Source organism: Acinetobacter sp. Q186-3 (assembly GCF_013420655.1).
Taxonomy (GTDB): Bacteria; Pseudomonadota; Gammaproteobacteria; order Pseudomonadales; family Moraxellaceae; genus Acinetobacter; species Acinetobacter indicus.
In genome coordinates, this window is the sequence record NZ_VOXS01000007.1 from 151,535 (window position 1) to 173,237 (window position 21,703).

The following is a 21,703-nucleotide window of genomic DNA, read 5'->3' on the forward strand; positions in this document are numbered from 1 at the left end:
GAACAGGTCGCGGTTTTTTTATTGCTCAGAAGAGATTATTGAGCAGCTTTTTCAGCTTCGATCGACGCAATCGCTTCATCAACGCCTTCGATTGAATCCGCCGCTTTCTTGATACGCGCTAACGCATCTACCAGCACTTCATCAGCCGTTGCATAAGAGATACGCATGAAACCGCCTAAACCGAATGCATCACCTGGAACCACGGCAACGCCCGTTTCTTCCAGTAACCATGCAGAGAATTCTGTGCAAGATTTTAAGCCTTTAGCACGAATCAGTGGTTTGATGTTGGCGTAAGCATAGAACGCACCATCTGCAGGTAAGCAAGAAATACCTTTGATGTCGTTCAGACCGTTTACCACCAGGTCATGACGGCGTTTAAACGCTTCAATCATTGGTTGTAGAACGTCTTGAGGACCGTTCAATGCAGCTTCTGCAGCTACTTGTGAAATAGACGTCGGGTTAGACGTAGACTGAGACTGGATTTTTTTCATCGCGCCGATCAATTTAGCAGGGCCCGCTGCATAGCCGATACGCCAGCCAGTCATGGCATAGGCTTTAGACACACCGTTTAACACGATAGTGCGGTCATACAGGTCTGGTGCAACAGTAGCGATGTTGTAGAACTCGTCATCCCAGCGGATTGGTTCGTACATGTCGTCAGATGCGATATACACTTCTGGGTATTTACGCAGTACTTCAGCCAGAGCTTCCAGTTCAGCTTTGGTGTAGATCATACCTGTCGGGTTAGACGGGCTGTTCAGTACCACTAAACGAGTTTTGTCTGTGATGGCTGCTTCTAACTGAGCAGGAGTGATTTTGAAGCGTTGTTCTTCGCCACATTTTACAATCACTGGCACGCCTTCAGCGATGATGACCATATCTGGATAGCTTACCCAGAATGGCGCAGGGATGATCACTTCATCACCTTTGTTTAACAGTGCAAGTGCCAAGTTAAAGAATGATTGTTTACCACCGCAAGACACCAGAATCTGGTTGGCTTGGTAGTCAAGGTTATTGTCACGTTTTAGTTTCGCAATAATGGCTTTTTTCAGGCCTGGCGTACCGTCAACAGCGGTATATTTGGTAAAACCGTTGTTAATCGCTGCAATTGCTGCATCTTTGATGTGTTGTGGTGTATCGAAATCCGGTTCGCCTGCACCCAAGCCAATTACGTTATGACCAGCAGCTTTCAATTCAGCAGCTTTGTTTGTCACAGCAAGCGTTGGGGACGGTTTGATGGCATTTACACGATCAGAGAGACGTACGTCCACGGCAGTATTCCTTCTTATAGGGATTAAAAAATAAAAAGCACACTATCTTAGCTCAAAAATAGTCACTTCGTCGTTTAAAATCTCAACAAATTAATAAAAAATCACGAAATTTGTGCTTCTGCGCCTCAAAATAAGGCATTTTTGAGAATAAAAAGCCGGAGGCTCGCTTCTGACTGCAAAAAACCTTAAAATAGCGCTAATTTGATTTGAGTTATCGTCATGAGTAAGCAGCAGCCTACTTCAAAAAAACCTGTGGTAAAACTCCCATTCCCAATGCCATCTGCGGAAGAAAAAGCCCAGATGGATGCCTTGCATAATCAGGTTCGTCCTAAAGATGAAGGTTATGCCGACAAGCTGTTTCCACCACCACGTGGGACCCGTAAATCTATGGGTAAACGCTAAGAAAAATGCCACGTTCTGTGGCATTTTTTATGGGCGCTTGATGGGTTTAATCCTGGGTTTCACGCCGGTCAAACTGGACATAATAGGCGCGTTTTTGGGTGTACATGGCCTGATCGGCGCGTTTTAGCATCTCTTCAATACTTTCCTGTGGTAGTGTGGTCGCAGACCCAATCGACAGATTCAGCATCTGATTACCATGAAACTGACTGTCAATTAACAGCAGTTCCTGCAAGCCTGCCAAACAGTTGTGCAGGGCAATCTCATCGGCACCCGGCAGCAAAATCACAAATTCATCACCACCAATGCGGCAGGCACTGTACTGGGTATTCTGGACAAGCTGATTCAGCAGTTCACCGGTGCGTCTGAGCAGATCATCACCGCTATCATGGCCAAAGGCATCATTCACAACTTTTAAGCCATTCATATCAATATAGATACTGGATACAGGCCGTAGACTGCTGCGCTCTAAGCGATTCACTTCTTCGCTATAATGCGAGCGATTCAGCAGCTTGGTCAGCACATCATGCTTGCCCAGATATTCCAGATAATTTTCGGCTTTTTTACGCGCGGTAATATCGGTCAAGGCCACCTGAACCGTGCTCCAGTCCTCTTCATAGCCGGGAAATACGGTAAATTGCAGCAATACATGGCGGATGCTGCCATCCAGCGCATAATTGATGGCTTCACGCTGATGGTGAATATTGCCGTTCCAGAGCTCGATCAGCTGTTCCCTGAACGTATGCTGCATTTCACCGGCAAAAATTTTATGAATATTTTGCAGCAGGGTGTTTTTGTCCGGGGCGCCAAATAAATCCAGCGTGGCCTGATTGACATCAATAATCAGTACATCGCGGATACATTGCTGGATAAAATCCGGATGCACATCTAAAAAGGTATTGAAATCATCTATGCCCAAATGGCGCAGCTGATCGAGCCGGCTTTTAATCCGGCTAAAATCTTCCACCCACAAGGAGGTGGGAGAATAGACAAAGCGCGATTCAGCCAGTAAACGCTGCTGATCTGCCTGCCGGCGCGCTGCGGTATAAGGGGTAATGTTTTCGGTACTGACCAGCACCAAAGACAGGTCATGCTCATGTGAAGGGACTACGGTGACGCGTAACTGGATATCCAGCCGTTTACCGTTCAGGCTGTAATTGACCGCCTGACTGGAAAATTCGGTTTGACCTTCCCACAAGCTGATCAGCTCATCAATATGGGTACTGGCCATATCACCTTTAAAAATCTGCTCCAGGTTGCTAATTAAATGCTGCAGATCTTGGGCTTCATACAGTTCCAGGGTTTTCTGGTTTACGCTCACAATTTTAATTTTACGGGCACATTCAATGACACGGCTTGGATCTTCCAGTAAATAGCCACGTAAATCCTGAATGCCTTATGCGCGCCACAGCTCAAACTGTTTTTTAATTTCACTAAAGTCTTCCAGCCACAGGGCAATCGGCGCAAGGGTAAAAACAGGCGTGTCCAGTATTGTCATAGTCTGAAGCTCGATTATTCTAGTGAATGAAAAATAGAATTATAATCAAGTTTTTTATTATGTGATAAGAATTGTTTTTATTTTTATAAATGTGATTTGCATCACTGAATTAAAAAGCAGCCGGCTCAGTGGCCGGCTGCTCTGGTATTAAAAAGAGGGATTATTTTTTGGCCCGATGCGCCGGACGCGGTGGGGTAATTTCACGTTGACCATGCCAGACTTCGGCAAAATCCTGTTCATTAATACTATACAGTTCCAGTAAGGCTAGAATCACCCCGCCAAACAGCATGGAACCTTCAGAGTTGCTTTGCCATTCGAAGACCTTGTCTTTCAGGCCATATAAAATATCTTCAATTTCAAAAATCCGGTCACGGCCATTGCTGTCGGTCGGGTACATCTGGGTATTCAGCAAAATTTTAGCCAGACTTTTTTCATTGTCATTTAAAGCCAGTACTTCAATCAGCTCATCCGGATTGCTGGCAAAAATCACCGGATCACGAAAAATGGTATGCAGAAAATGCTGGTTCAGTTTCGGTAAAGATTTCTCGACAAAAGGCCGGAAGGAGGCCGGGAAAATCACATTGTGGGAAATGCCTTTAAACATCGGGGCGATTTCCTCGACTTTATAACCGGCAATACCACAGCCAATTGAAGTCAGAAAATACTTCATTTTCGGATGATTTTTGGTATAGGTTTTAAAGTCATCTATATAGTGCTGAATTTGCGACAGCGGCATTTGCTGCAAATGCTCGTTCATGGTTGGAATGGCAAAGCTTTGTCCGGCCCAGCCACGCCCTACGCCGCGCACGGCGCCAAAGTGTTGCAGGGCAGTGCGCGCTGCACCGCCGGCATGATCACCCGCCAGATTACTGCCAAAGACAAAAATCGTATCTTCAGGCAAGCTTTTAATAATACTTTCATCATGATATCGGTAAGTCATTGTCATTAAATCTATGTGATCCCTTGTGTTCATGTTGCCCGTGAAGCGGGGCAGAATCAAGTGAAAAAGCACAAGACGAGGGTGTTTTTCTGTTTCACATGAAGATTTTGCTTTGATCTGGGTATGTCTGGTGAGAGTGTGCCAAACAGCAGCGGGTGAAGGTCTTTATTTCAGTTGCACTGCGGACTAAAAACAGAACCTTGCCGATGCTGCCGGTGACAAGAAAGTGTACAAAAATTACAATCTGAAGCCAGATAATAGGCTGAATCTGTTAGACTATTTTTTTCGATCTGTATGAGTACGCTATCCGTGAGTGATCATCAACCTTTTGAATTGGTTACCCATTATCAACCTGCTGGAGATCAGCCGCAGGCCATTGAAAAGCTGGTGCGGGGAATTCAAAAGGGCATGCATGATCAGTTGCTGCTGGGGGTAACCGGTTCCGGCAAGACCTATACCATGGCCAACGTGATTGCCCAGTTACAGCGGCCAACTATTGTGATGGCGCATAACAAGACTCTGGCGGCCCAGCTCTACGGCGAATTTAAAGCCTTTTTCCCGCATAACTCGGTTGAATATTTTGTCAGTTATTATGACTACTATCAGCCGGAAGCCTATGTGCCATCTTCCGATACCTTTATTGAAAAAGATGCTGCCATTAATGATCACATTGACCAGATGCGACTGTCGGCGACGCGGGCATTACTGGAACGTCGTGACTCGATTATTGTGGCATCGGTATCGGCTATTTACGGTCTGGGTGATCCGAATGCCTATATGAGCATGTTGCTGCATGTGGTGCAGGGCGACCGGATTCAACGTGAAGACATCATCCGCCGGCTGGTAGAAATGCAATATAGCCGCAATGAACTAGAGTTTTTGCGCGGGACCTACCGGATTCGCGGTGAAATTATTGATATTTTCCCGGCAGAATCAGAGCAGAATGCCATCCGGATTGAACTATTTGATGATGAAGTCGATTCGATCCGCTGGTTTGATCCGCTGACCGGCAAAATGATCCGCAAAGTGCCACGCGTCACCATCTACCCGAAAAGCCACTATGTCACGCCTAAAGACCATCTGCAGCGCGCCATTGAAACCATTCGTGAAGAACTGAAAGAGCGTTTAGGCTTTTTCCGTGCACATGACAAGCTGCTGGAAGCACAGCGTATTGAGCAGCGTACCCGTTATGATCTGGAAATGATGCAGCAGCTCGGCTATACCAATGGCATTGAAAACTATTCCCGTCATTTATCCGGTCGTCCGGCCGGTGAAGCGCCACCGACCCTGTTTGACTATGTGCCGGATGATGCCTTGCTGATTATTGATGAGTCGCATGTTACCGTGCCGCAAATTGGTGCCATGTATAAAGGGGACCGTTCGCGTAAGGAAAACCTGGTCAATTATGGTTTCCGTTTACCAAGCGCGCTGGATAACCGGCCAATGAAATTTGAAGAATGGGAACGGATTATTCCAAGCACCATTTATGTCAGTGCCACACCGGCGCAGTATGAACTGGAAAAAGCCGAGCAGATTGTCGAGCAGGTGGTGCGTCCAACCGGTTTGATTGATCCGGAAATTGAAATCCGCCCAGTGCTGACCCAGGTCGATGATGTCCTGTCGGAAATTAACCTGCGTAAAGATAAAAACGAACGGGTTCTGGTCACGACCTTAACCAAGCGCATGGCCGAAGATTTAAGTTCCTATTTAAAAGAATACGGCATTAAAGTGGCCTATCTGCATTCCGATATTGATACGGTCGAGCGGGTCAAGATTATTCATGAGCTGCGTACCGGAATTTATGATGTGCTTGTGGGGATTAACCTGCTGCGTGAAGGTCTGGATATGCCAGAAGTCTCGCTGGTGGCGATTCTGGATGCCGACAAGGAAGGCTTCCTGCGTTCCGAACGTTCGCTGATTCAGACCATTGGCCGGGCCGCGCGGAACATTGCCGGTAAGGCAATTTTATATGCTGACCGGATAACCGATTCCATGCAAAAAGCCATTGATGAAACTGAACGTCGCCGTGCCAAGCAAATTGAATTTAACCAGCTACATGGTATTACTCCGCGCAGTGCTGTGCGTCAGGTCATTAAAGAAATTGATACCGGCGAGGTGCTGGAAGAAGACGTAATTGATGAGCAGATGGCAGCCCAAACCTTGGCCTTAACCGCGGATGAGCGGCATATCGTGTCGGACCCGAAACTGTTTGCCAAGCATGTGGCCAAGCTGGAAAAAGAGATGCTCAAAGCCTCAAAAGAATTGCAGTTTGAGCAGGCCGCACGTCTGCGTGATGAAATTATTCGTTTGAAGGCACAAATGCTGCAGTAAAGAAAAGTGTGGGAACTGTTAAAAAACTCCTTACATAACACAACAGTAAATACCTGAATTTACCGTTAATTTAGCCAAGTATGCTGAGAACTCCAGAACAATATTGAAGCTATAAGGTGACCTGATGAAAACGAATAATCTCCCTAAAGCGAGTTATAAATTGGCAAAAATTGCCGTAGGCGGGGCAGTGCTGGTCGGTTTAGGGCTGGCCACCATGGCTTATGCCCAGAAAGAACCGTTGCCGACTGTTGAAAAAGTAGAATTGGACCGCTACCTAGGGGTCTGGTATGAGGTGGCACGTAAACCGATGTCCTTTCAGAATAAATGTGATCGGGATGTCACGGCGACCTATACCTTAAATGAAAATGGCAACATCAAGGTCGATAACCGCTGCATCACCAAAAATGGTGAACAAACCGTTTCTATTGGTGAAGCCTTTGTACAAAATGCGCCGTTTAATACCAAACTGAAAGTCAGTTTCCTGCCAGAATTTATCCGCTGGATGCCAATTGGTCGCGGTGATTACTGGGTGCTAAAACTGGATGAAGATTATCAGACCGTGCTGGTCGGTGAGCCACATCGCAAATATATGTGGGTGTTGTCGCGTACCCCGCAGGCCAATCCCGAAGTGATCAATGAATATCTCGAATATGCCAAATCTTTAGGCTATAACTTGGATGATATTATTCACACCAAACAGACAGCCCGTTAAAGCAATCTCCTACTAAAAATACACCATGCTCCGGCATGGTTTTTTATTTTTCGGTCAATAATTCATGCACGAACAGAGTTTTCCGGAGATGAACTGAGTATAATCAGCGCTCGGCAAAGATCAGGAGTGAAAGATGTATAAAGGCGTTGCTTTGTCTGTATTGGCATCCGTCACTTTTGGTGTGCTGTATTTCTATACCCAGTTTCTGCAACCTTTAGACAGTGAAGAAACTTTTGCCTGGCGCATGCTGTCCACCTTGCCTTTTATCACCCTGTTTATGTGGTGGAGTGGTGATTTAAAGCATGTGGCCGAGATTTTCAGGCGGGTGCTACAACAGCCGCTTTTATTGCTGTGGCTGCTGATCAGTTCGTTCTTATGTACCACGCAACTGTGGCTGTTTTTATGGGGGCCAATTAACGGCCGTGGTCTGGAAGTGTCGCTCGGTTATTTCCTGTTGCCACTGGTGATGGTGCTGGTTGGCTGTGTGCTGTATAAGGAAAAACTGTCCAGCTGGCAAATGCTGGCGGTGGCGCTAGCCGTACTGGGCGTCGGACATGAAATCTGGCGCATTGGCAGTGTGGCCTGGGAAACTGTGTATGTGGCGCTGGCTTATCCTTTGTATTTCTTTTTACGCCGTCAGTTTAAAACCGATAACCTGGGCGGTTTCTGGTGGGATCTGTTCCTGATTTTACCAGTCGCGTTTTATCTGGGCTTTGTTTATAGCGACAGCATGGCATTGCTGTTGAATTACTCGCATCTGATCTGGGCTGTGCTGGGACTGGGCTTTTTAAGTGCCTTAGGTTTGGGCAGTTATATTCTGGCCAGCCGTTATTTGCCTTTTGTGATTTTTGGTTTGCTTAGCTATCTGGAACCGGTGTTGCTGGCTTTCGCCTCAATGATGCTGGGCGAGCGTGTTGAAGCCGATGAATGGCTGACCTATATTCCAATCTGGCTGGCGGTATTGCTGCTGGTGATTGAAGGTGTACTGCATGTACTGAAACAGAAACGGCAGGAACGGGCCTTGCAAAAAAATATCGAGAACTATCAGGACCGGCTGGAATAGCAAAAAATATTGTTATCAGTCGGTAAAATTTGTCTGATAAAGCAACAAACAGATAACTTGCTATTTTTTATATGAAAAATAGCGGTTTTTAAAGATTTAGGTGCGAAATCATAAAAATAATTACAACTATTTTGCAAATTTATACTGAATATATAGAAAAATAGAGCGGTCTTAGACAGCTTTTGATTCAATCTTGCCGCCAATTCCATTACAATTGTCGGGTTTTGAATTTTATGCCTAGATATACAATTAATTAGAGGACGTATCTGTGAGCAAAGAGACTATCATCGCCCTACACGCAGAGCACCAAGGTCGCTGGAAAAACCGTGAAGAAATCGCGGAAAAAATGATCGCTTTGATCGGTAAGCTGTACCGTGAGAAAAATATTGTTGTTTCAGTATTTGGACGTTCTTTAGTTAACCGTTCAGTGATTCAGATTTTAAAAGCACACCGTTTCACGCGTATGATGGACGTTGAGCTTTCAGTTGTACACACTTTCCCGATTCTTGAAGCATTAGCAAAAGTTGAAAACATTGGTACTGCTGAAATCGACCTGGGTAAACTTGCGGTTGCCTTTAAAGAGCAAGGCGGCGATGCAGATGCATTTGTAGCAGCTGCAGTCAAAGCGGTTGAAGGTCGTCCAACTTCTGTAGAAGGCCGTGATGTTGTACTTTACGGTTTCGGTCGTATTGGTCGTATCCTGGCACGTTTAATGATTGGTCAGTCTGGTCTGGGCCGTGGCTTGAACTTAAAAGCCATCGTAGTGCGTAAATCTGCAGATGGTGATCTGGAAAAACGCGCGTCTTTATTACGTCGTGACTCGATCCATGGTCCATTCTCTGGCACCATTTCTGTTGATGAAGAAAACGAAGCAATCATTGCGAATGGTCAGTTCATTAAAGTGATCTATGCTTCTAACCCGTCTGAAGTAGATTACACTGCATACGGTATTAACAATGCACTGGTAATCGACAACACCGGTAAATGGCGTGATGCTGACGGTCTGGCTCAGCACCTGCAATGCCCAGGCGCAGCACGTGTCATTCTGACTGCACCTGGTAAAGGTGACATGAAGAACGTTGTTTATGGTGTAAACCAGGGCGACATTCTGGATGAAGATGCCATCATCTCTGCAGCAAGCTGTACTACAAACGCAATCACGCCAACCTTGAAAGTGTTAGACGACAAATACAAGGTGCTTAACGGTCACGTTGAAACAGTTCACTCGTTCACTAACGACCAGAACCTGATCGACAACTACCACAAAGCTGACCGTCGTGGCCGTGCTGCGACATTGAACATGGTAATTACTGAAACTGGCGCAGCGAAAGCAGTGGCGAAAGCACTTCCAGCGCTGAAAGGCAAGTTAACCGGTAACTCTGTACGTGTTCCAACACCAAACGTATCACTGGCAATTCTGAACCTGACGCTTGAGAAAGAAGTTGAGCGTGACGAAGTGAACGAATACATCCGTCAAATCTCAATCAGCTCGAACCTGCAAGGTCAGATCGGTTATACCAACTCGACTGAAGTGGTATCTTCTGACTTCATCGGTTCACGTACTGCAGGTGTATTTGACGCGCAAGCAACCATCACTTCAGGTAACCGTTTAACGGCTTATGTATGGTACGACAACGAAGTGGGCTATAGCTGCCAGGTCCTGCGTATCGCTGAACAGATGGGCGGCGTAAGCTATCCAAAAGTTCCTGCTGAAACAAATGCTTAATTTGTAATGCAGACCAGAAAGAGCCTCATTTGAGGCTCTTTTTTATCTTTCATTAAAATAATAAGCAAAGACGCTATACAAAAAATTGCAAACCGTATCACGGTTTTTGGGCACAATTTCTGTCGAGAAAAACAAAAATGACAGATAGGATAAACCGTTGCCAAACAGATTGATGCTCCGCGGCATAATCTTGATGGTGCTGGCAGCCATGGTAGGTGTAGCAATTGCCTTATGGATTTTTCGGCATTTTCAGATTTATATTCCGCTCGAAAACCAGCAGGTCAATATTGATTTGCAGGAAGCACTCCAAGCCGAAGTTAAAATTCATGATGCACTGGATGTCGATGTCAGTGGCCGCGTCAATGCGGTTATTCCCATTCAGGAAAATCTGGATATTCCGCTGACCCAAACCTTAAATCCACGGGTGTATTTTGATACGCATGTGCCAATTCATACCACCATTCCGGTGCGGGAAACCCTAAAAATTAACCAGCCCTTGGCGGTTGATACCCAGGTCAAAGTCAGGTTAATGGGTAAAGACATCAGTTTGCCGCTCAAAGGCACCATTCCCATTGTGCTGGATGTCCCCATTTATATGGATGTGCCGCTGGCGCAAAAAGTCCATTTAAAATTTAATGCGCCGGTAAAAACTGTATTAAAAGAAAACCTGAATATTCCATTAAAAACCACACTGAATACCCAGATTCCGGTACAAGGTCATTTAAATGTGCCAATTCAAACCGCGCTGAAGGCCTCGGTGGATGTAAAAAATACCTTGCCAATTAAGATTGAGCAGGGTGAGCTGAATATTCCTTTAAACAGTATTCGTCTGGCGACGGCCGAAACGGCGCAGCCACAGACTACTGTACAAATGGTCGAGTAGAGGAGCGTGTAGATGTTTTCTTCACTTCGCCATCAGCTTGTGTTGGGCTTGATTGTGGCTGCGCTGGTCGCACTTCTGTTCTGGCTGTATTTAAATATTCAGGCCTCGATGTATGTCAATGCCCAAAAATCACGGCTGTTGTTACCGGAAGATTTACCCACTCATATTGAGGTCGGCAATTATTTACAGGCGCATACCCAAGGCCATTTAGATACTGAAATTCAGCTGGATCAGCAGGTGCAATTGCCGTTAGAAGGCAAATATCCGGCCAATCTGCAATTTGTGGTCACCACACCGATTGATGTAAAAGTGGACTATAAAACCCATATTCAAATTGATCAGCTGATGCCATTACAGACCAGCACCGATTTAATCTATCAGAATCCGTTATTGCCCAAACTGCCGTTACAGCTGGATATTCCAATTAAAATGAGTGTGCCGTTTCATTTGCAGCGCACCTATCGGCTGCCAGTGAAGATTTTATTTAATGGCCCGGTCGGTCTGGAATTTCATGAGCTGTTAAAGGTCCGTTTGCTGCATCAATTTGCGCCGCAATTAAATCTGAATGATCCAATGACCTTGCAGAAAGTTTCCGGTTTTAATGCCACGATGCGTAATGTTGAGCGACGCACACATGCCAATCTGGATATGAAAATGGATCTGAAACTGAGCCAGATCCATCCATAAACTGAAGCTGACTTTAGATCAGTTTCTGCAAAATACTTGTGATACTTGCGGTTGGACGTCCCAGTAATGTTTGCAAATCCTGGCTTTGGCTATACATGACGCCATCTTGGGTTTGAGCATCGACATCCGCCAAGAAACTGGCAAAACCCTTGTCTAAGCCCACCTGTAGCAACAGTTGCTCAAAGGCTTCAGGGCTTAAGTTATTGTACTGCACTGGTTGTTGACTCACCTCGGAGATGGCTTGAGCAAGATCAGCCTTAGTAAAGCTTTGGCTTGATGCCAACTCATAGGTTTTATTCAGATGGGTATCCGTGAGTAATACACGTGCACTTGCTTCAGCATATTCGTCACGAGACGCGGCACTAATTTGACCATCCCCACTTGCACCATATATTGCGCCATGTTGGATCTCTTGGGTTAACGCACCCAAATAGTTCTCGATATACCAGTTGTTACGAAGCAGGGTATAGCTCAATCCACTTTCTTGAATCAATTTTTCAGTTTCACGATGTTCCTGCGCCAAGCCTAAACTGGAGTGATCTGCATTTAACAAACTGGTATAGGCAATATGAACCTGACTCGCCTGGGCGGCTTCAATTACAGCCTGGTGTTGTGCCGTACGACGACCAATTTCGTTGGCTGAAATTAAAAGTAACTTATCTACGCCCAATAACGCAATACTTAAACTGTCAGCTTTGTCGTAGTCGAAGTGGCGGATTTCGATGCCTTTCGGTAATTGTGCCTGGGCTTTTTCAATATTACGGACTAATGCAATAAGGTGATGTTCTGAACTTAAATTGAAAAGATGGTGGATCACCAATTGACCCAACTGACCGGTTGCACCTGTAATCGCAATATTCATATCTCACTCCTACATTGTTTGAAAAATAATCTTGATGGTTAAATACTAATCTGATAACTTACTAAATGTAAGTACGTACCAAAAAGTAAGTCTATTACTCACAGGAAAGATTTTTATGTCAGCTTATGAAACCAGTAAATTACTTGGTCAGGTTTTATCCACAGATTGTCCATCGCGTGAAATTTTGGAACACTTAACCAATAAATGGTCGGTATTGGTTCTGCGCTGTTTAAGTGATGGTGTACATCGTTTTAGCGAGTTAAAGCAGCGTATTGAAGGGGTGAGCGAGAAAATGTTAGCGCAGACTTTAAAAATGCTGGAACAAGATGGTTTTATATTAAGAACGGTTTATCCCGTTGTGCCACCAAAAGTAGAATATCAGCTGACGATTTTGGGTTCGCAAGCGTCTGAAAAGTTAAATTACTTGATTGGATGGGTAGAGCATAGTTTGCCTGAGATTTTAGAGAATAAAGCGCGCGTTTCAAAATAGACATTAAGTTGCGGGTGGGGAAGCAATAATGAAACCCTCTGAACATCTGGCCGCGTCACTTTTAGTGGTCTATGCCATTATTTTGACTTTTATTTCATAGCCGAATTCCATAACTTAAGCACAAACATGTTGGGCTCATTTTCAATTTCTGGAAGACACGACTGGAGATCAAAGCTTAAAGGAGAGGATTAAGCAATTTAATCATAAAAGCTTAGGATTATATTCAAGCTATTCGCGGAGGTTAACGTCGAAAAATATCGAGTTTATTGATTATCGAGTATCTAGGCTTGGAAAAGACATAGATCATATTTTTATCGAGCTACGGCAGGAGTTAATGCGCTATGCAATTGATCAAAAATAATAAAAAGAAATAATATTTTTATAAGCCATTTTAAACTTCTCATTTTGCATCAAATTCCCTCATCCTAGCCTTCTCCCAAAGGGAGAAGGAACTTGCAGGATTTATCTTATGAATGAGTCATGAGCAGTGATGAATCAAAATATTTTAAGCCTGTTTCATCTTTTTAAAATCAAAACGGTCAATCACTAAAATACCAAGCGCAAAGACTAGTCCAAGTGCCACACAGCCAATCCATTCAAAATGTTCCCAGGCATACACCGCACCGAGTGAACCAATGGCTGCCCCTGAAAAGTAAATGGTCATATATACCGCATTAATTCTTGAACGCGCTTTAATATCAATCCGATAGACCAGGTTCTGGTTTAATACGTGAAATGCGGTCAGGCCAAAATAGCTCATCAGTACCCCAATCGCGTAGACCACAATATTCTGCTGGGCAAAAAATAGCGGAATACAGGACAACAGCATCAGGGAAATACATAGCGTTGCAACCAGATTTTCCTTGCCTTGTCCCACCGTTTTCCCCGACCAGCTGGCCGAATAAATCCCGATCACGCCAAGTAAGCCAAACAGGCCAATTTCAAAATCACTAAAATGATAAGGCGCGCTGCCCAAGACAAAGGTCATTGAGGTAAAGACCATCGACAAAATGCCAAAGCCTAAGGCGCCGGCACAGGCACGGCGAATTAAATGCGGATGATGCTGCGCCAGTTTAAATAAGGAACGACAAATTCCCATCACCGTTAAACCGGATTGTGGCTCGGTATTCGGCAGTTTGTGCCACATCAACAGGGCAAAGCCCAAGGTCAGTATTCCGCTAGATAAATACACACCTTCCCATGACCAGTAAGTCGATACAAAACCGGCAAAGGTGCGCGACAGAATAATCCCCATTACCAGACCACTCATCAGTTTACCCACAATGGCAGCACTCGATTCCGGCGGACTAATGGTCGAGGCAAACGGAATTAACACCTGCGCAGAAATCGCACCAAAAGTGGCACATAAGGTAAAGAAATACAGTCCAGACAGGCTGCTGCTCAAAGACAGCAGGATTTGTGAAATTGCCGCGAAGACCATCAGACTAACAATTAGCTTGCGTTTATTGAGTAAATCACCCAGTGGCACCAATAGCATAAGTCCTAAACCATAACCAATTTGCGCGACTACTACAGCAAAGCCGGCTTGACTGGTGCTAATGCCCAGACTTTTTTCAATTGAATAAATGAGTGGCTGGTTAAAATAGGCAGAACCGGCACAGAGGCCACAGGCCAGCGCCATCAGTAATACAAATTGAGGGGACAGCACTGGCGTGGCGGTTGGGGAGGACATAACAATTTCTCAAGTCAGCGAGTAGCACACTATAGGTGTTGTGGACTGAAAATAGAAATAAGAAAAAACAATCATTTGATTGCTGAATATCATGCTTGGGAAAAAATAAGCGCTGCCGGGTTTTAGCTAGATTACGCTTTTTAGATGGCGACACACAAATTGTAAAAAGAATTGTGAGCACAATAGATTTGCTGCATAAATTATTCGAGAAATCCTTTAAAATATGGCAGAATAGGCGGTTTTAAAGTTTTTAGAGGATTGGCAAGATGCGCTTTGTTGATGAAGCAGTCATTACCGTAGAGGCTGGCGACGGTGGCAATGGCGTAGCCAGTTTTCGCCGTGAAAAATTCGTACCATTTGGTGGTCCAGATGGTGGTGATGGTGGTCGTGGCGGTAGCATTTATATTCAGGCCGATGACGACACCAGTACACTCGTAGATTATCGTTATACCCGTAAATTCCGTGCTGAGCGCGGTAAAAATGGTGCAGGCGCAAACTGTGCTGGCCGTGGTGGTGAATCTGTGGTGCTGAAAGTACCGGTAGGCACCACGATTGTAGATACAGATTCTGGTGACATTATTGCTGACTTGGTCGAAGACGGTCAGAAAGTACTGGTTGCCCAGGGCGGTGATGGTGGCTTGGGGAATACTCACTTCAAATCATCGACTAACCGTACCCCGCGTAAATTTACCACAGGTGTGAAAGGTGAATTCCGCGAAATCCGTTTAGAGCTGAAAGTGCTGGCAGATGTTGGCTTACTGGGTATGCCAAACGCCGGTAAATCAACCTTTATTCGTGCAGTATCGGCAGCAAAACCAAAAGTTGCAGACTATCCGTTTACCACCATGGTGCCAAACCTGGGTGTGGTCGATGCCGATCGTCATCGTTCTTTTGTGATGGCCGATATTCCAGGTCTGATTGAAGGTGCGGCAGAAGGGGCTGGTTTAGGGATTCGCTTCCTGAAACACCTGGCGCGTACCCGTATTCTGCTTCACATTGTCGATGTACAGCCAATTGATGGTTCAGATCCGGCACACAATGCCCGTGCCATTTTGAACGAGCTGGAAAAATTCTCGCCAACGCTGGCCAAACTGCCCGTAGTCTTGGTGCTGAACAAGCTCGACCAATTACAGGAAGATTCACGCGAAGAATGGTGTAAACATATTCTGGAAGAACTGCAATGGGATGGTCCGGTATTCCAGACCTCGGGCCTAATGTCTGAAGGTACCAAAGAAGTGGTGTACTACCTGATGGATCAGATTGAACAGCAACGCGAACGCGAAGTTGAAGATCCAGACTATGCAGCAGAAATGAAAGCCTTCCGTGACCAGCTTGAAGCTGAAACACGCGAGCAAACCATCGCCGCTAAAGAAGCTTATCGTGAAATGCGTCGTCAGCAACGTCTGGCGGGTCAGGGCGATGACTTCGATGATGACGATGAAGATGATGGCGAAATGGAAGTATATTACGTACGTTAAGCTCTTGATGAAGAGTAACTGAGGACAAGATGATAGAAGTGGTAGATGGGCAACGTCAGCTCCAGGGTTGTAAACGAATCGTTGTTAAAATCGGATCATCTTTACTCACAGCAAACGGGAAAGGCTTAGATCTGGATGCAATTTCGCATTGGGCGAATCAGATTGCAGATCTGCATAATGCAGGACACGAGATTATTCTGGTGTCCTCCGGTGCTGTGGCTGAAGGCATGGTTCGAATGAAACTAGAGAATCGACCCACTGATCTACCCAGTCTTCAGGCTTGTGCGGCCATTGGTCAAATGGGGCTGGTACAAACCTGGTCCAGCGTGCTGGAAAAACACGACATTAAAACTGCGCAAGTGTTATTAACTCATGATGACCTGGCAGATCGTCGCCGTTATCTCAATTCATGTGATGCCTTGCAGCACCTGATTGACTGGCGCGTGATTCCGGTGATTAATGAAAATGACACGGTTTCCACTGACGAAATCCGTTTTGGTGATAACGATACCCTGGCAGCTATGGTGGCCGGACAGGTACATGCGGATCTGTTGATTATCCTGACCGATCAGCAAGGCATGTTTGATTCTGATCCGCGCTCTAATCCGGATGCCAAACTGTTCCATACCGTACGTGCTTTAGATGAAAGCCTGTTCGATATGGCCGGTGGTGGTGGCAAGTTTGGCCGTGGCGGTATGCTGACCAAAGTCCGTGCAGCGCGTTTAGCAGCCAAATCGGGTTGTCCAACCTTAATTGCCAGCGGTGAAAGTGATAATGTACTGGCCCGTCTGATGGATGGCGAAATGCTCGGTACGCTGTTTATTACCGACAATGATCGTATCACCGCACATCAGCAATGGCTAGCGGCGCATCTGCAAACCGCAGGCCGTCTGGTATTGGATGAAGGTGCGGTAAAAGCCATCAAGGAAAATCATCGTAGCCTGTTACCGGTGGGTGTACGCGCCGTGGAAGGGCATTTCGAGCGTGGTGATGTGGTGGAATGTGTCGATCGTCAAGGCCATCGGGTGGCTGTCGGGCGGGTGAACTTTAGCTCGCGTTCAGCAGACATTATTAAAGGTCTGGCCTCGGACAAAGTGCATCAGGTATTGGGTGAAGCGCGTTCGCTGGAGATGATTCATCGCAATCATATGGCGATTTACTAAGCCATACAGATTCAACTTAAGAAATACAAAAATCCCGCTTCCGAGCGGGATTTTTTATTTTGGAAATAGAGGTAACGAGCAATTTACTTAAACTGAATCGTCCCGTTGGCATTCACCGTCATCTTCGATTCACCGGCAGCCATATCCGGTGCAGGTGCTGCTTCAGCCACTGCAAACTTGGCGGTATTGGCGCGCATTGCAATCGGGCGCGGGGTATAGTTATTGGTATTCATGTTCAGATTGACCAGTTGATAGCCTGATTTATTCCAGGCCTGGGTCAATAACTGTGCGCGTTGCTGGAAGTTTTTCGAAGCTTCAACTAGTAGCTCATTTTCGACTTTCTTACGCTGGCTATCTGACACACTAAAATGTACTGATTGAGTTTGCAGGCGCTGCTGCAGCTCGCCAATGAGCTGGCTGGCGGCTTTAAAGTCGGTACTTTCCAGATGAATTTCGGCACGACCGCGCCATTCTTTCAGTTTTTGACTGTCATTGTCATAAACCGGATAAGTCGACTGTGAACCACTTTCTACTTTAACCGTCGAATATTTTCGCGCTGTGGCCATCGCCTGATTCATAATTTGGGTGATCTGATTGGCTAGTTCAGAAGGCTGTTTATGACTGCGCTCGATATACAGCACCGCATTCATCTGGTCATTGGATACCTGACGGCTGGCTTCTGCCTGAACATTGATCAGGTTATAGTTCAGTTTTTCGGTGGTCTGCGCCAAGGCACTACCTGAAACTGTGGCGGCCAATAAGCAACTGGAGAGAGTAATAAAACGCATGATTTTGTCCTGTTTTATAGGTATTTATCTATCAAAACATATTAGCCAAGCAATATGGCTAATTTTTGCAGAGTTTGTGGTGGGATTGTAAAAAAAATAATAAAATCTGCTGACTGCAAATGGCTTAATTATTTGTTTAAAAACAGTATGTTATATTTAATATTGGGTTTAATTCTGCAGGCAACTTACATAGGGTTAAAAAAAATATCAAGAATGCGGTTTTCTTTCTGCTGTCACATTGTAAGATGATAATTCAATCTAATGGTTAGACCGATAGAACTTTTCGATAAAATTAGCTCGATAAAATGCCAAAAGCGGTTTATTTTCCTGAAAAATTAGGTATCATCGCGCTCCTAGTTATTGAATATTATCTAGATCATCTAACTAGATTTTTATAAAGCACCGAGTCAAAGGACCACAAGTCACCCGACTTATTTCTTCAACCCATATCAGAGATGGTAATTCGATATGAGCGTTACTTCTGTAAACCCTGCCACCAATTCCACAAACGAATACTACTTGACTCGCCAAAGTCAGATGGAATCGAATGTGCGTAGTTATCCTCGTAAATTACCGTTAGCGATAGCGAAGGCACAAGGTTGCTGGGTTACCGATGTTGAGGGTACGACGTACCTGGATTGTTTAGCTGGGGCAGGTACATTGGCTTTGGGCCATAATCATCCTGCGGTGATTCAAAGTATTCAAGACACCATCGCGAGTGGTCTTCCTTTACATACTTTAGATTTAACTACACCTTTAAAAGATGCATTTACTGAAGCGCTTCTTGCTTACCTGCCAGGTGGCAAAGAAGAGTATTGCTTGCAGTTCTGTGGTCCATCTGGTGCAGATGCAACAGAAGCAGCAATCAAGCTTGCAAAAACATTTACCGGCCGTAGCTCTGTAATCAGCTTCTCAGGTGGCTACCACGGTATGACTCACGGTTCGCTGGCAATGACAGGTAACCTGTCTGCCAAGAATGCCGTAAACGGTTTAATGCCAGGCGTACAATTTATGCCGTATCCACATGAATACCGTTGCCCGTTGGGTCTTGGCGGTGAAGCAGGTGTGGATGCACTGACTTACTATTTCGAAAACTTCATTGAAGATGTGGAAAGCGGTGTTACTAAACCGGCTGCTGTAATTCTTGAAGCAATTCAGGGTGAAGGCGGTGTGGTTACTGCGCCTACCAAATGGCTGAAAAAAATCCGTGAAGTGACTGAAAAACACAACATCGTGTTGATTCTTGACGAAGTTCAAGCAGGCTTTGCGCGTTCAGGCAAAATGTTTGCTTATGAACATGCTGGTATTGAGCCAGACGTAGTGGTTATGTCGAAAGCGGTTGGTGGTAGCTTGCCACTGGCGGTGTTAGGGATTAAACGTAAGTTTGATGCTTGGCAACCAGCAGGCCATACCGGTACTTTCCGTGGTAACCAGCTGGCAATGGGTACTGGTCTGGCGACAATCAACACCATTAAAGAACAAAACCTGGCGCAAAATGCGCAAGAGCGTGGCGACTTCCTGCAAGCTGAACTGAAAAAACTGGCAGTTGAATTCCCATGTATCGGTAACGTACGTGGCCGCGGTTTAATGATTGGTGTTGAAATTGTAGATGAGCGTCAGGAAAAAGACCGTTTAGGTGCTTATCCTGCAGATTCACAACTGGCTGCTGCAATTCAGGCTGCATGTTTTGACAACAAACTGTTGTTAGAAAAAGGTGGTCGTGGCGGTACGGTAATCCGTTTACTTTGCCCGCTGATCATTAATCAGGAAGAGTGTGTAGAAGTGATTGCTCGCTTCAAGAAAGCTGTGGCTGAAGCACTGAAAGCAGTACGAGGCGCATAATACATGGTAGATTTTGCAGAACATCGTAAAGCCTTACTCTGCAATGATGCTCAATCTATTGCTGACTATGAGTCAGCAATGGACCAAGCGACAAAAGCTGTCGCAGCATGGTTGCAAAACGATAAAATGTACACCGGTGGTAGCATTAAAGAGCTACGCAGTGCCATTTCATTCAATCCATCGAAAGAAGGTCTGGGTGTACAGAAATCTTTAGAGCGCATGGTCGAGCTGTTCCTGAACAAGAGCTTGAAAGTTCACCATCCGCATTCACTGGCGCATTTGCACTGTCCAACCATGGTGGCCAGCCAGATCGCAGAAGTGTTAATTAACGCCACTAACCAGTCCATGGACTCATGGGATCAAAGCCCGGCCGGTTCATTAATGGAAGTGCAGTTAATCGACTGGTTACGCCAAAAAGTCGGTTACGGTTCAGGTCAGGCCGGTGTATTCACTTCAGGTGGTACGCAGTCTAACCTGATGGGTGTACTGCTGGCGCGTGATGCCTGCATCGCGAAAAACTGGAAAGATGAAAACGGCAAGCCGTGGTCAGTGCAGCGTGATGGTGTACCGGCGGATGCAATGCGTAATGTCAAAGTTATCTGTTCTGAAAACGCACACTTCTCTGTGCAAAAGAACATGGCGATGATGGGCATGGGCTTCCAGTCTGTGGTGACCGTTCCTGTGAATGACAATGCACAGATGGATGTGGTTGCACTTGAGAAAACCATGGCACACCTTCAGTCTGAAGGCAAAATTGTGGCATGTGTGGTGGCAACTGCAGGTACAACCGATGCGGGCGCGATTGATCCATTAAAAGAAATTCGTGAAATCACCAACAAATATGGCGCGTGGATGCACATTGACGCGGCGTGGGGTGGTGCACTGATTTTGTCGAATGACTATCGTTCTATGCTCGATGGCATCGAATTGTCGGATTCTGTGACGCTTGATTTCCACAAGCATTATTTCCAGACCATTTCATGTGGTGCGTTCTTGTTAAAAGACGAAGCCAACTACCGTTTCATGCATTATGAAGCTGAGTATCTGAACTCTGCTTATGATGAAGAACATGGCGTACCAAACCTGGTATCGAAGTCACTGCAAACCACGCGTCGTTTTGATGCCTTGAAATTGTGGATGACAGTTGAAGCCTTGGGCGAAGAGCTTTATGGTTCAATGATCGATCATGGTGTGGATTTAACCCGTGATGTTGCTGCTTATATTAAAGCAACAGATGGTCTTGAGCTGCTGGTAGAGCCGCAATTTGCATCGGTATTGTTCCGTGTGGTGCCTGAAGGCTATCCGGCTGAATTTGTCGATGCCTTGAACCAGAACGTCGCAGATGAACTGTTTGCGCGTGGTGAAGCGAATATTGGTGTAACCAAAGTGGGTCAGGTTCAGTCATTGAAAATGACCACGTTAAGCCCGGTTGCAACATTAGACAACGTGAAAAACCTGCTGGCACTTGTGCTGGCAGAAGCAGAGCGTATTAAAGCTTCAATTGCAGATGGTACTTACACACCACCAATCGCTTAATCGCATGCTGCAAAGAAAGAGAGGCCTACAAGGCCTCTTTTTTTATCTCGGGTCATTGAATTGAAAAAAATGAAGATGAATGTCATGTATCTGTTAACAAGCCAAACGGGCCAAAAGAAGGGGATAGAAGTGAATAAAGTGGCTGAGTACAGTGAAGTGATCAATTGGCTGAGAGCGTGTGTTTCAGGCAACAGATGAATATATTAAGTTTAAGAAAAACAATCAATTTCGCTTTTTATAGAATATCGGGTGATTGTCATCAACCAGAGAGAATTATGACAATTGTAAGAAAGTGAACCGGTGCTGGATTGGCATTTTGTCATATTTTTACAGCGCTTTCA

At 45.4% G+C, this 21,703-nt stretch carries 17 protein-coding genes and 1 pseudogene; 12 read left to right on the plus strand and 6 right to left on the minus strand.

From position 1 onward, the window contains the following. Positions 1–35 precede the first annotated feature (35 nt). Entirely contained in the window at positions 36–1,271 is a 1,236-nt protein-coding gene (locus tag FTT64_RS08600; protein WP_005176698.1) for a pyridoxal phosphate-dependent aminotransferase, read from the minus strand. A gap of 219 nt (positions 1,272–1,490) precedes the next feature. Between FTT64_RS08600 and FTT64_RS08605 the strand changes: the two genes are divergently transcribed. After that, positions 1,491–1,673, plus strand: a complete 183-nt coding sequence (locus FTT64_RS08605; RefSeq protein ID WP_005176699.1) for a hypothetical protein — start codon at positions 1,491–1,493, stop codon at positions 1,671–1,673. 46 nt (positions 1,674–1,719) lie between these two features. Here the strand turns inward: FTT64_RS08605 and FTT64_RS08610 are convergent. Together FTT64_RS08610 and FTT64_RS08615 are read right to left on the minus strand one after the other, a co-directional pair. Next, positions 1,720–3,168, minus strand: a pseudogene (locus tag FTT64_RS08610) (diguanylate cyclase domain-containing protein). A 160-nt stretch (positions 3,169–3,328) separates the two neighbouring features. Beyond that, positions 3,329–4,108 carry a hypothetical protein gene (locus tag FTT64_RS08615; RefSeq protein ID WP_045795109.1) on the minus strand — a complete coding sequence of 260 codons (780 nt, stop codon included), beginning with the start codon at positions 4,106–4,108 and terminating at the stop codon, positions 3,329–3,331. Between the two features lie 309 nt (positions 4,109–4,417). Here FTT64_RS08615 and uvrB point away from each other — a divergent pair, with 309 nt between their 5' ends. The 6 genes from uvrB (at position 4,418) to FTT64_RS08645 (ending at position 11,510) form a co-directional block, all read left to right on the plus strand. After that, entirely contained in the window at positions 4,418–6,439 is a 2,022-nt protein-coding gene (uvrB, locus tag FTT64_RS08620; protein ID WP_045795108.1) for an excinuclease ABC subunit UvrB, read from the plus strand. Between the two features lie 124 nt (positions 6,440–6,563). After that, positions 6,564–7,151, plus strand: a complete 588-nt coding sequence (locus FTT64_RS08625) for a lipocalin family protein (protein WP_005176705.1) — start codon at positions 6,564–6,566, stop codon at positions 7,149–7,151. A gap of 133 nt (positions 7,152–7,284) precedes the next feature. Beyond that, positions 7,285–8,214: an EamA family transporter RarD gene (gene rarD, locus FTT64_RS08630; protein ID WP_180103836.1), complete on the plus strand. Its 930-nt coding sequence runs from the start codon at positions 7,285–7,287 to the stop codon at positions 8,212–8,214. Between the two features lie 268 nt (positions 8,215–8,482). Beyond that, positions 8,483–9,940, plus strand: a complete 1,458-nt coding sequence (locus FTT64_RS08635; protein ID WP_180103835.1) for a glyceraldehyde-3-phosphate dehydrogenase — start codon at positions 8,483–8,485, stop codon at positions 9,938–9,940. 172 nt (positions 9,941–10,112) lie between these two features. After that, positions 10,113–10,823: an MFS transporter gene (locus tag FTT64_RS08640; protein ID WP_373686614.1), complete on the plus strand. Its 711-nt coding sequence runs from the start codon at positions 10,113–10,115 to the stop codon at positions 10,821–10,823. A gap of 12 nt (positions 10,824–10,835) precedes the next feature. After that, on the plus strand, positions 10,836–11,510 hold the full coding sequence (locus FTT64_RS08645; protein WP_180182284.1) for a hypothetical protein: 675 nt from the start codon (positions 10,836–10,838) through the stop codon (positions 11,508–11,510). A 13-nt stretch (positions 11,511–11,523) separates the two neighbouring features. Here the strand turns inward: FTT64_RS08645 and FTT64_RS08650 are convergent, their stop codons facing one another. Then, positions 11,524–12,372 carry an SDR family oxidoreductase gene (locus tag FTT64_RS08650; RefSeq protein ID WP_180103832.1) on the minus strand — a complete coding sequence of 283 codons (849 nt, stop codon included), beginning with the start codon at positions 12,370–12,372 and terminating at the stop codon, positions 11,524–11,526. Between the two features lie 115 nt (positions 12,373–12,487). Between FTT64_RS08650 and FTT64_RS08655 the strand changes: the two genes are divergently transcribed. After that, the gene (locus tag FTT64_RS08655; RefSeq protein ID WP_180103831.1) at positions 12,488–12,862 is read left to right on the plus strand and encodes a helix-turn-helix domain-containing protein; all 375 of its coding nucleotides are present in this window, start codon (positions 12,488–12,490) and stop codon (positions 12,860–12,862) included. Positions 12,863–13,367: 505 nt separating this feature from the next. Here FTT64_RS08655 and FTT64_RS08660 read toward each other — a convergent pair. Next, complete coding sequence (locus FTT64_RS08660) at positions 13,368–14,555, minus strand: MFS transporter (RefSeq protein WP_180182285.1); 1,188 nt, start codon at positions 14,553–14,555, stop codon at positions 13,368–13,370. Between the two features lie 266 nt (positions 14,556–14,821). Between FTT64_RS08660 and cgtA the strand changes: the two genes are divergently transcribed. Further along, positions 14,822–16,033, plus strand: coding sequence for an Obg family GTPase CgtA (gene cgtA / locus FTT64_RS08665; protein WP_180103830.1), 1,212 nt, complete (start codon positions 14,822–14,824; stop codon positions 16,031–16,033). A 29-nt stretch (positions 16,034–16,062) separates the two neighbouring features. Continuing rightward, the gene (gene proB, locus FTT64_RS08670) at positions 16,063–17,196 is read left to right on the plus strand and encodes a glutamate 5-kinase (protein ID WP_005176735.1); all 1,134 of its coding nucleotides are present in this window, start codon (positions 16,063–16,065) and stop codon (positions 17,194–17,196) included. Positions 17,197–17,279: 83 nt separating this feature from the next. Here the strand turns inward: proB and FTT64_RS08675 are convergent, their stop codons facing one another. After that, the gene (locus tag FTT64_RS08675; protein ID WP_180046740.1) at positions 17,280–17,984 is read right to left on the minus strand and encodes an SIMPL domain-containing protein; all 705 of its coding nucleotides are present in this window, start codon (positions 17,982–17,984) and stop codon (positions 17,280–17,282) included. Positions 17,985–18,452: 468 nt separating this feature from the next. On the opposite strand from FTT64_RS08675, the gene FTT64_RS08680 reads away from it, so the two are divergent. Together FTT64_RS08680 and FTT64_RS08685 are read left to right on the plus strand one after the other, a co-directional pair. Continuing rightward, complete coding sequence (locus FTT64_RS08680; RefSeq protein WP_005176742.1) at positions 18,453–19,826, plus strand: diaminobutyrate--2-oxoglutarate transaminase; 1,374 nt, start codon at positions 18,453–18,455, stop codon at positions 19,824–19,826. A gap of 3 nt (positions 19,827–19,829) precedes the next feature. Further along, positions 19,830–21,362, plus strand: coding sequence for an aspartate aminotransferase family protein (locus FTT64_RS08685; protein WP_005176744.1), 1,533 nt, complete (start codon positions 19,830–19,832; stop codon positions 21,360–21,362). Positions 21,363–21,703 lie beyond the last annotated feature (341 nt).

Excerpts from the sequence above, each read along its gene's own strand:
- FTT64_RS08605 (WP_005176699.1), top strand. The coding sequence starts at position 1,491 with ATGAGTAAGCAGCAGCCTACTTCAAAAAAACCTGTGGTAAAACTCCCA.
- FTT64_RS08615 (WP_045795109.1), bottom strand. The coding sequence starts at position 4,108 with ATGACTTACCGATATCATGATGAAAGTATTATTAAAAGCTTGCCTGAA.
- FTT64_RS08625 (WP_005176705.1), top strand. The coding sequence starts at position 6,564 with ATGAAAACGAATAATCTCCCTAAAGCGAGTTATAAATTGGCAAAAATT.
- rarD (WP_180103836.1), top strand. The coding sequence starts at position 7,285 with ATGTATAAAGGCGTTGCTTTGTCTGTATTGGCATCCGTCACTTTTGGT.
- FTT64_RS08640 (WP_373686614.1), top strand. The coding sequence starts at position 10,113 with ATGCTCCGCGGCATAATCTTGATGGTGCTGGCAGCCATGGTAGGTGTA.
- FTT64_RS08645 (WP_180182284.1), top strand. The coding sequence starts at position 10,836 with ATGTTTTCTTCACTTCGCCATCAGCTTGTGTTGGGCTTGATTGTGGCT.
- FTT64_RS08650 (WP_180103832.1), bottom strand. The coding sequence starts at position 12,372 with ATGAATATTGCGATTACAGGTGCAACCGGTCAGTTGGGTCAATTGGTG.
- FTT64_RS08655 (WP_180103831.1), top strand. The coding sequence starts at position 12,488 with ATGTCAGCTTATGAAACCAGTAAATTACTTGGTCAGGTTTTATCCACA.
- FTT64_RS08660 (WP_180182285.1), bottom strand. The coding sequence starts at position 14,555 with ATGTCCTCCCCAACCGCCACGCCAGTGCTGTCCCCTCAATTTGTATTA.
- cgtA (WP_180103830.1), top strand. The coding sequence starts at position 14,822 with ATGCGCTTTGTTGATGAAGCAGTCATTACCGTAGAGGCTGGCGACGGT.
- proB (WP_005176735.1), top strand. The coding sequence starts at position 16,063 with ATGATAGAAGTGGTAGATGGGCAACGTCAGCTCCAGGGTTGTAAACGA.
- FTT64_RS08675 (WP_180046740.1), bottom strand. The coding sequence starts at position 17,984 with ATGCGTTTTATTACTCTCTCCAGTTGCTTATTGGCCGCCACAGTTTCA.
- FTT64_RS08680 (WP_005176742.1), top strand. The coding sequence starts at position 18,453 with ATGAGCGTTACTTCTGTAAACCCTGCCACCAATTCCACAAACGAATAC.
- FTT64_RS08685 (WP_005176744.1), top strand. The coding sequence starts at position 19,830 with ATGGTAGATTTTGCAGAACATCGTAAAGCCTTACTCTGCAATGATGCT.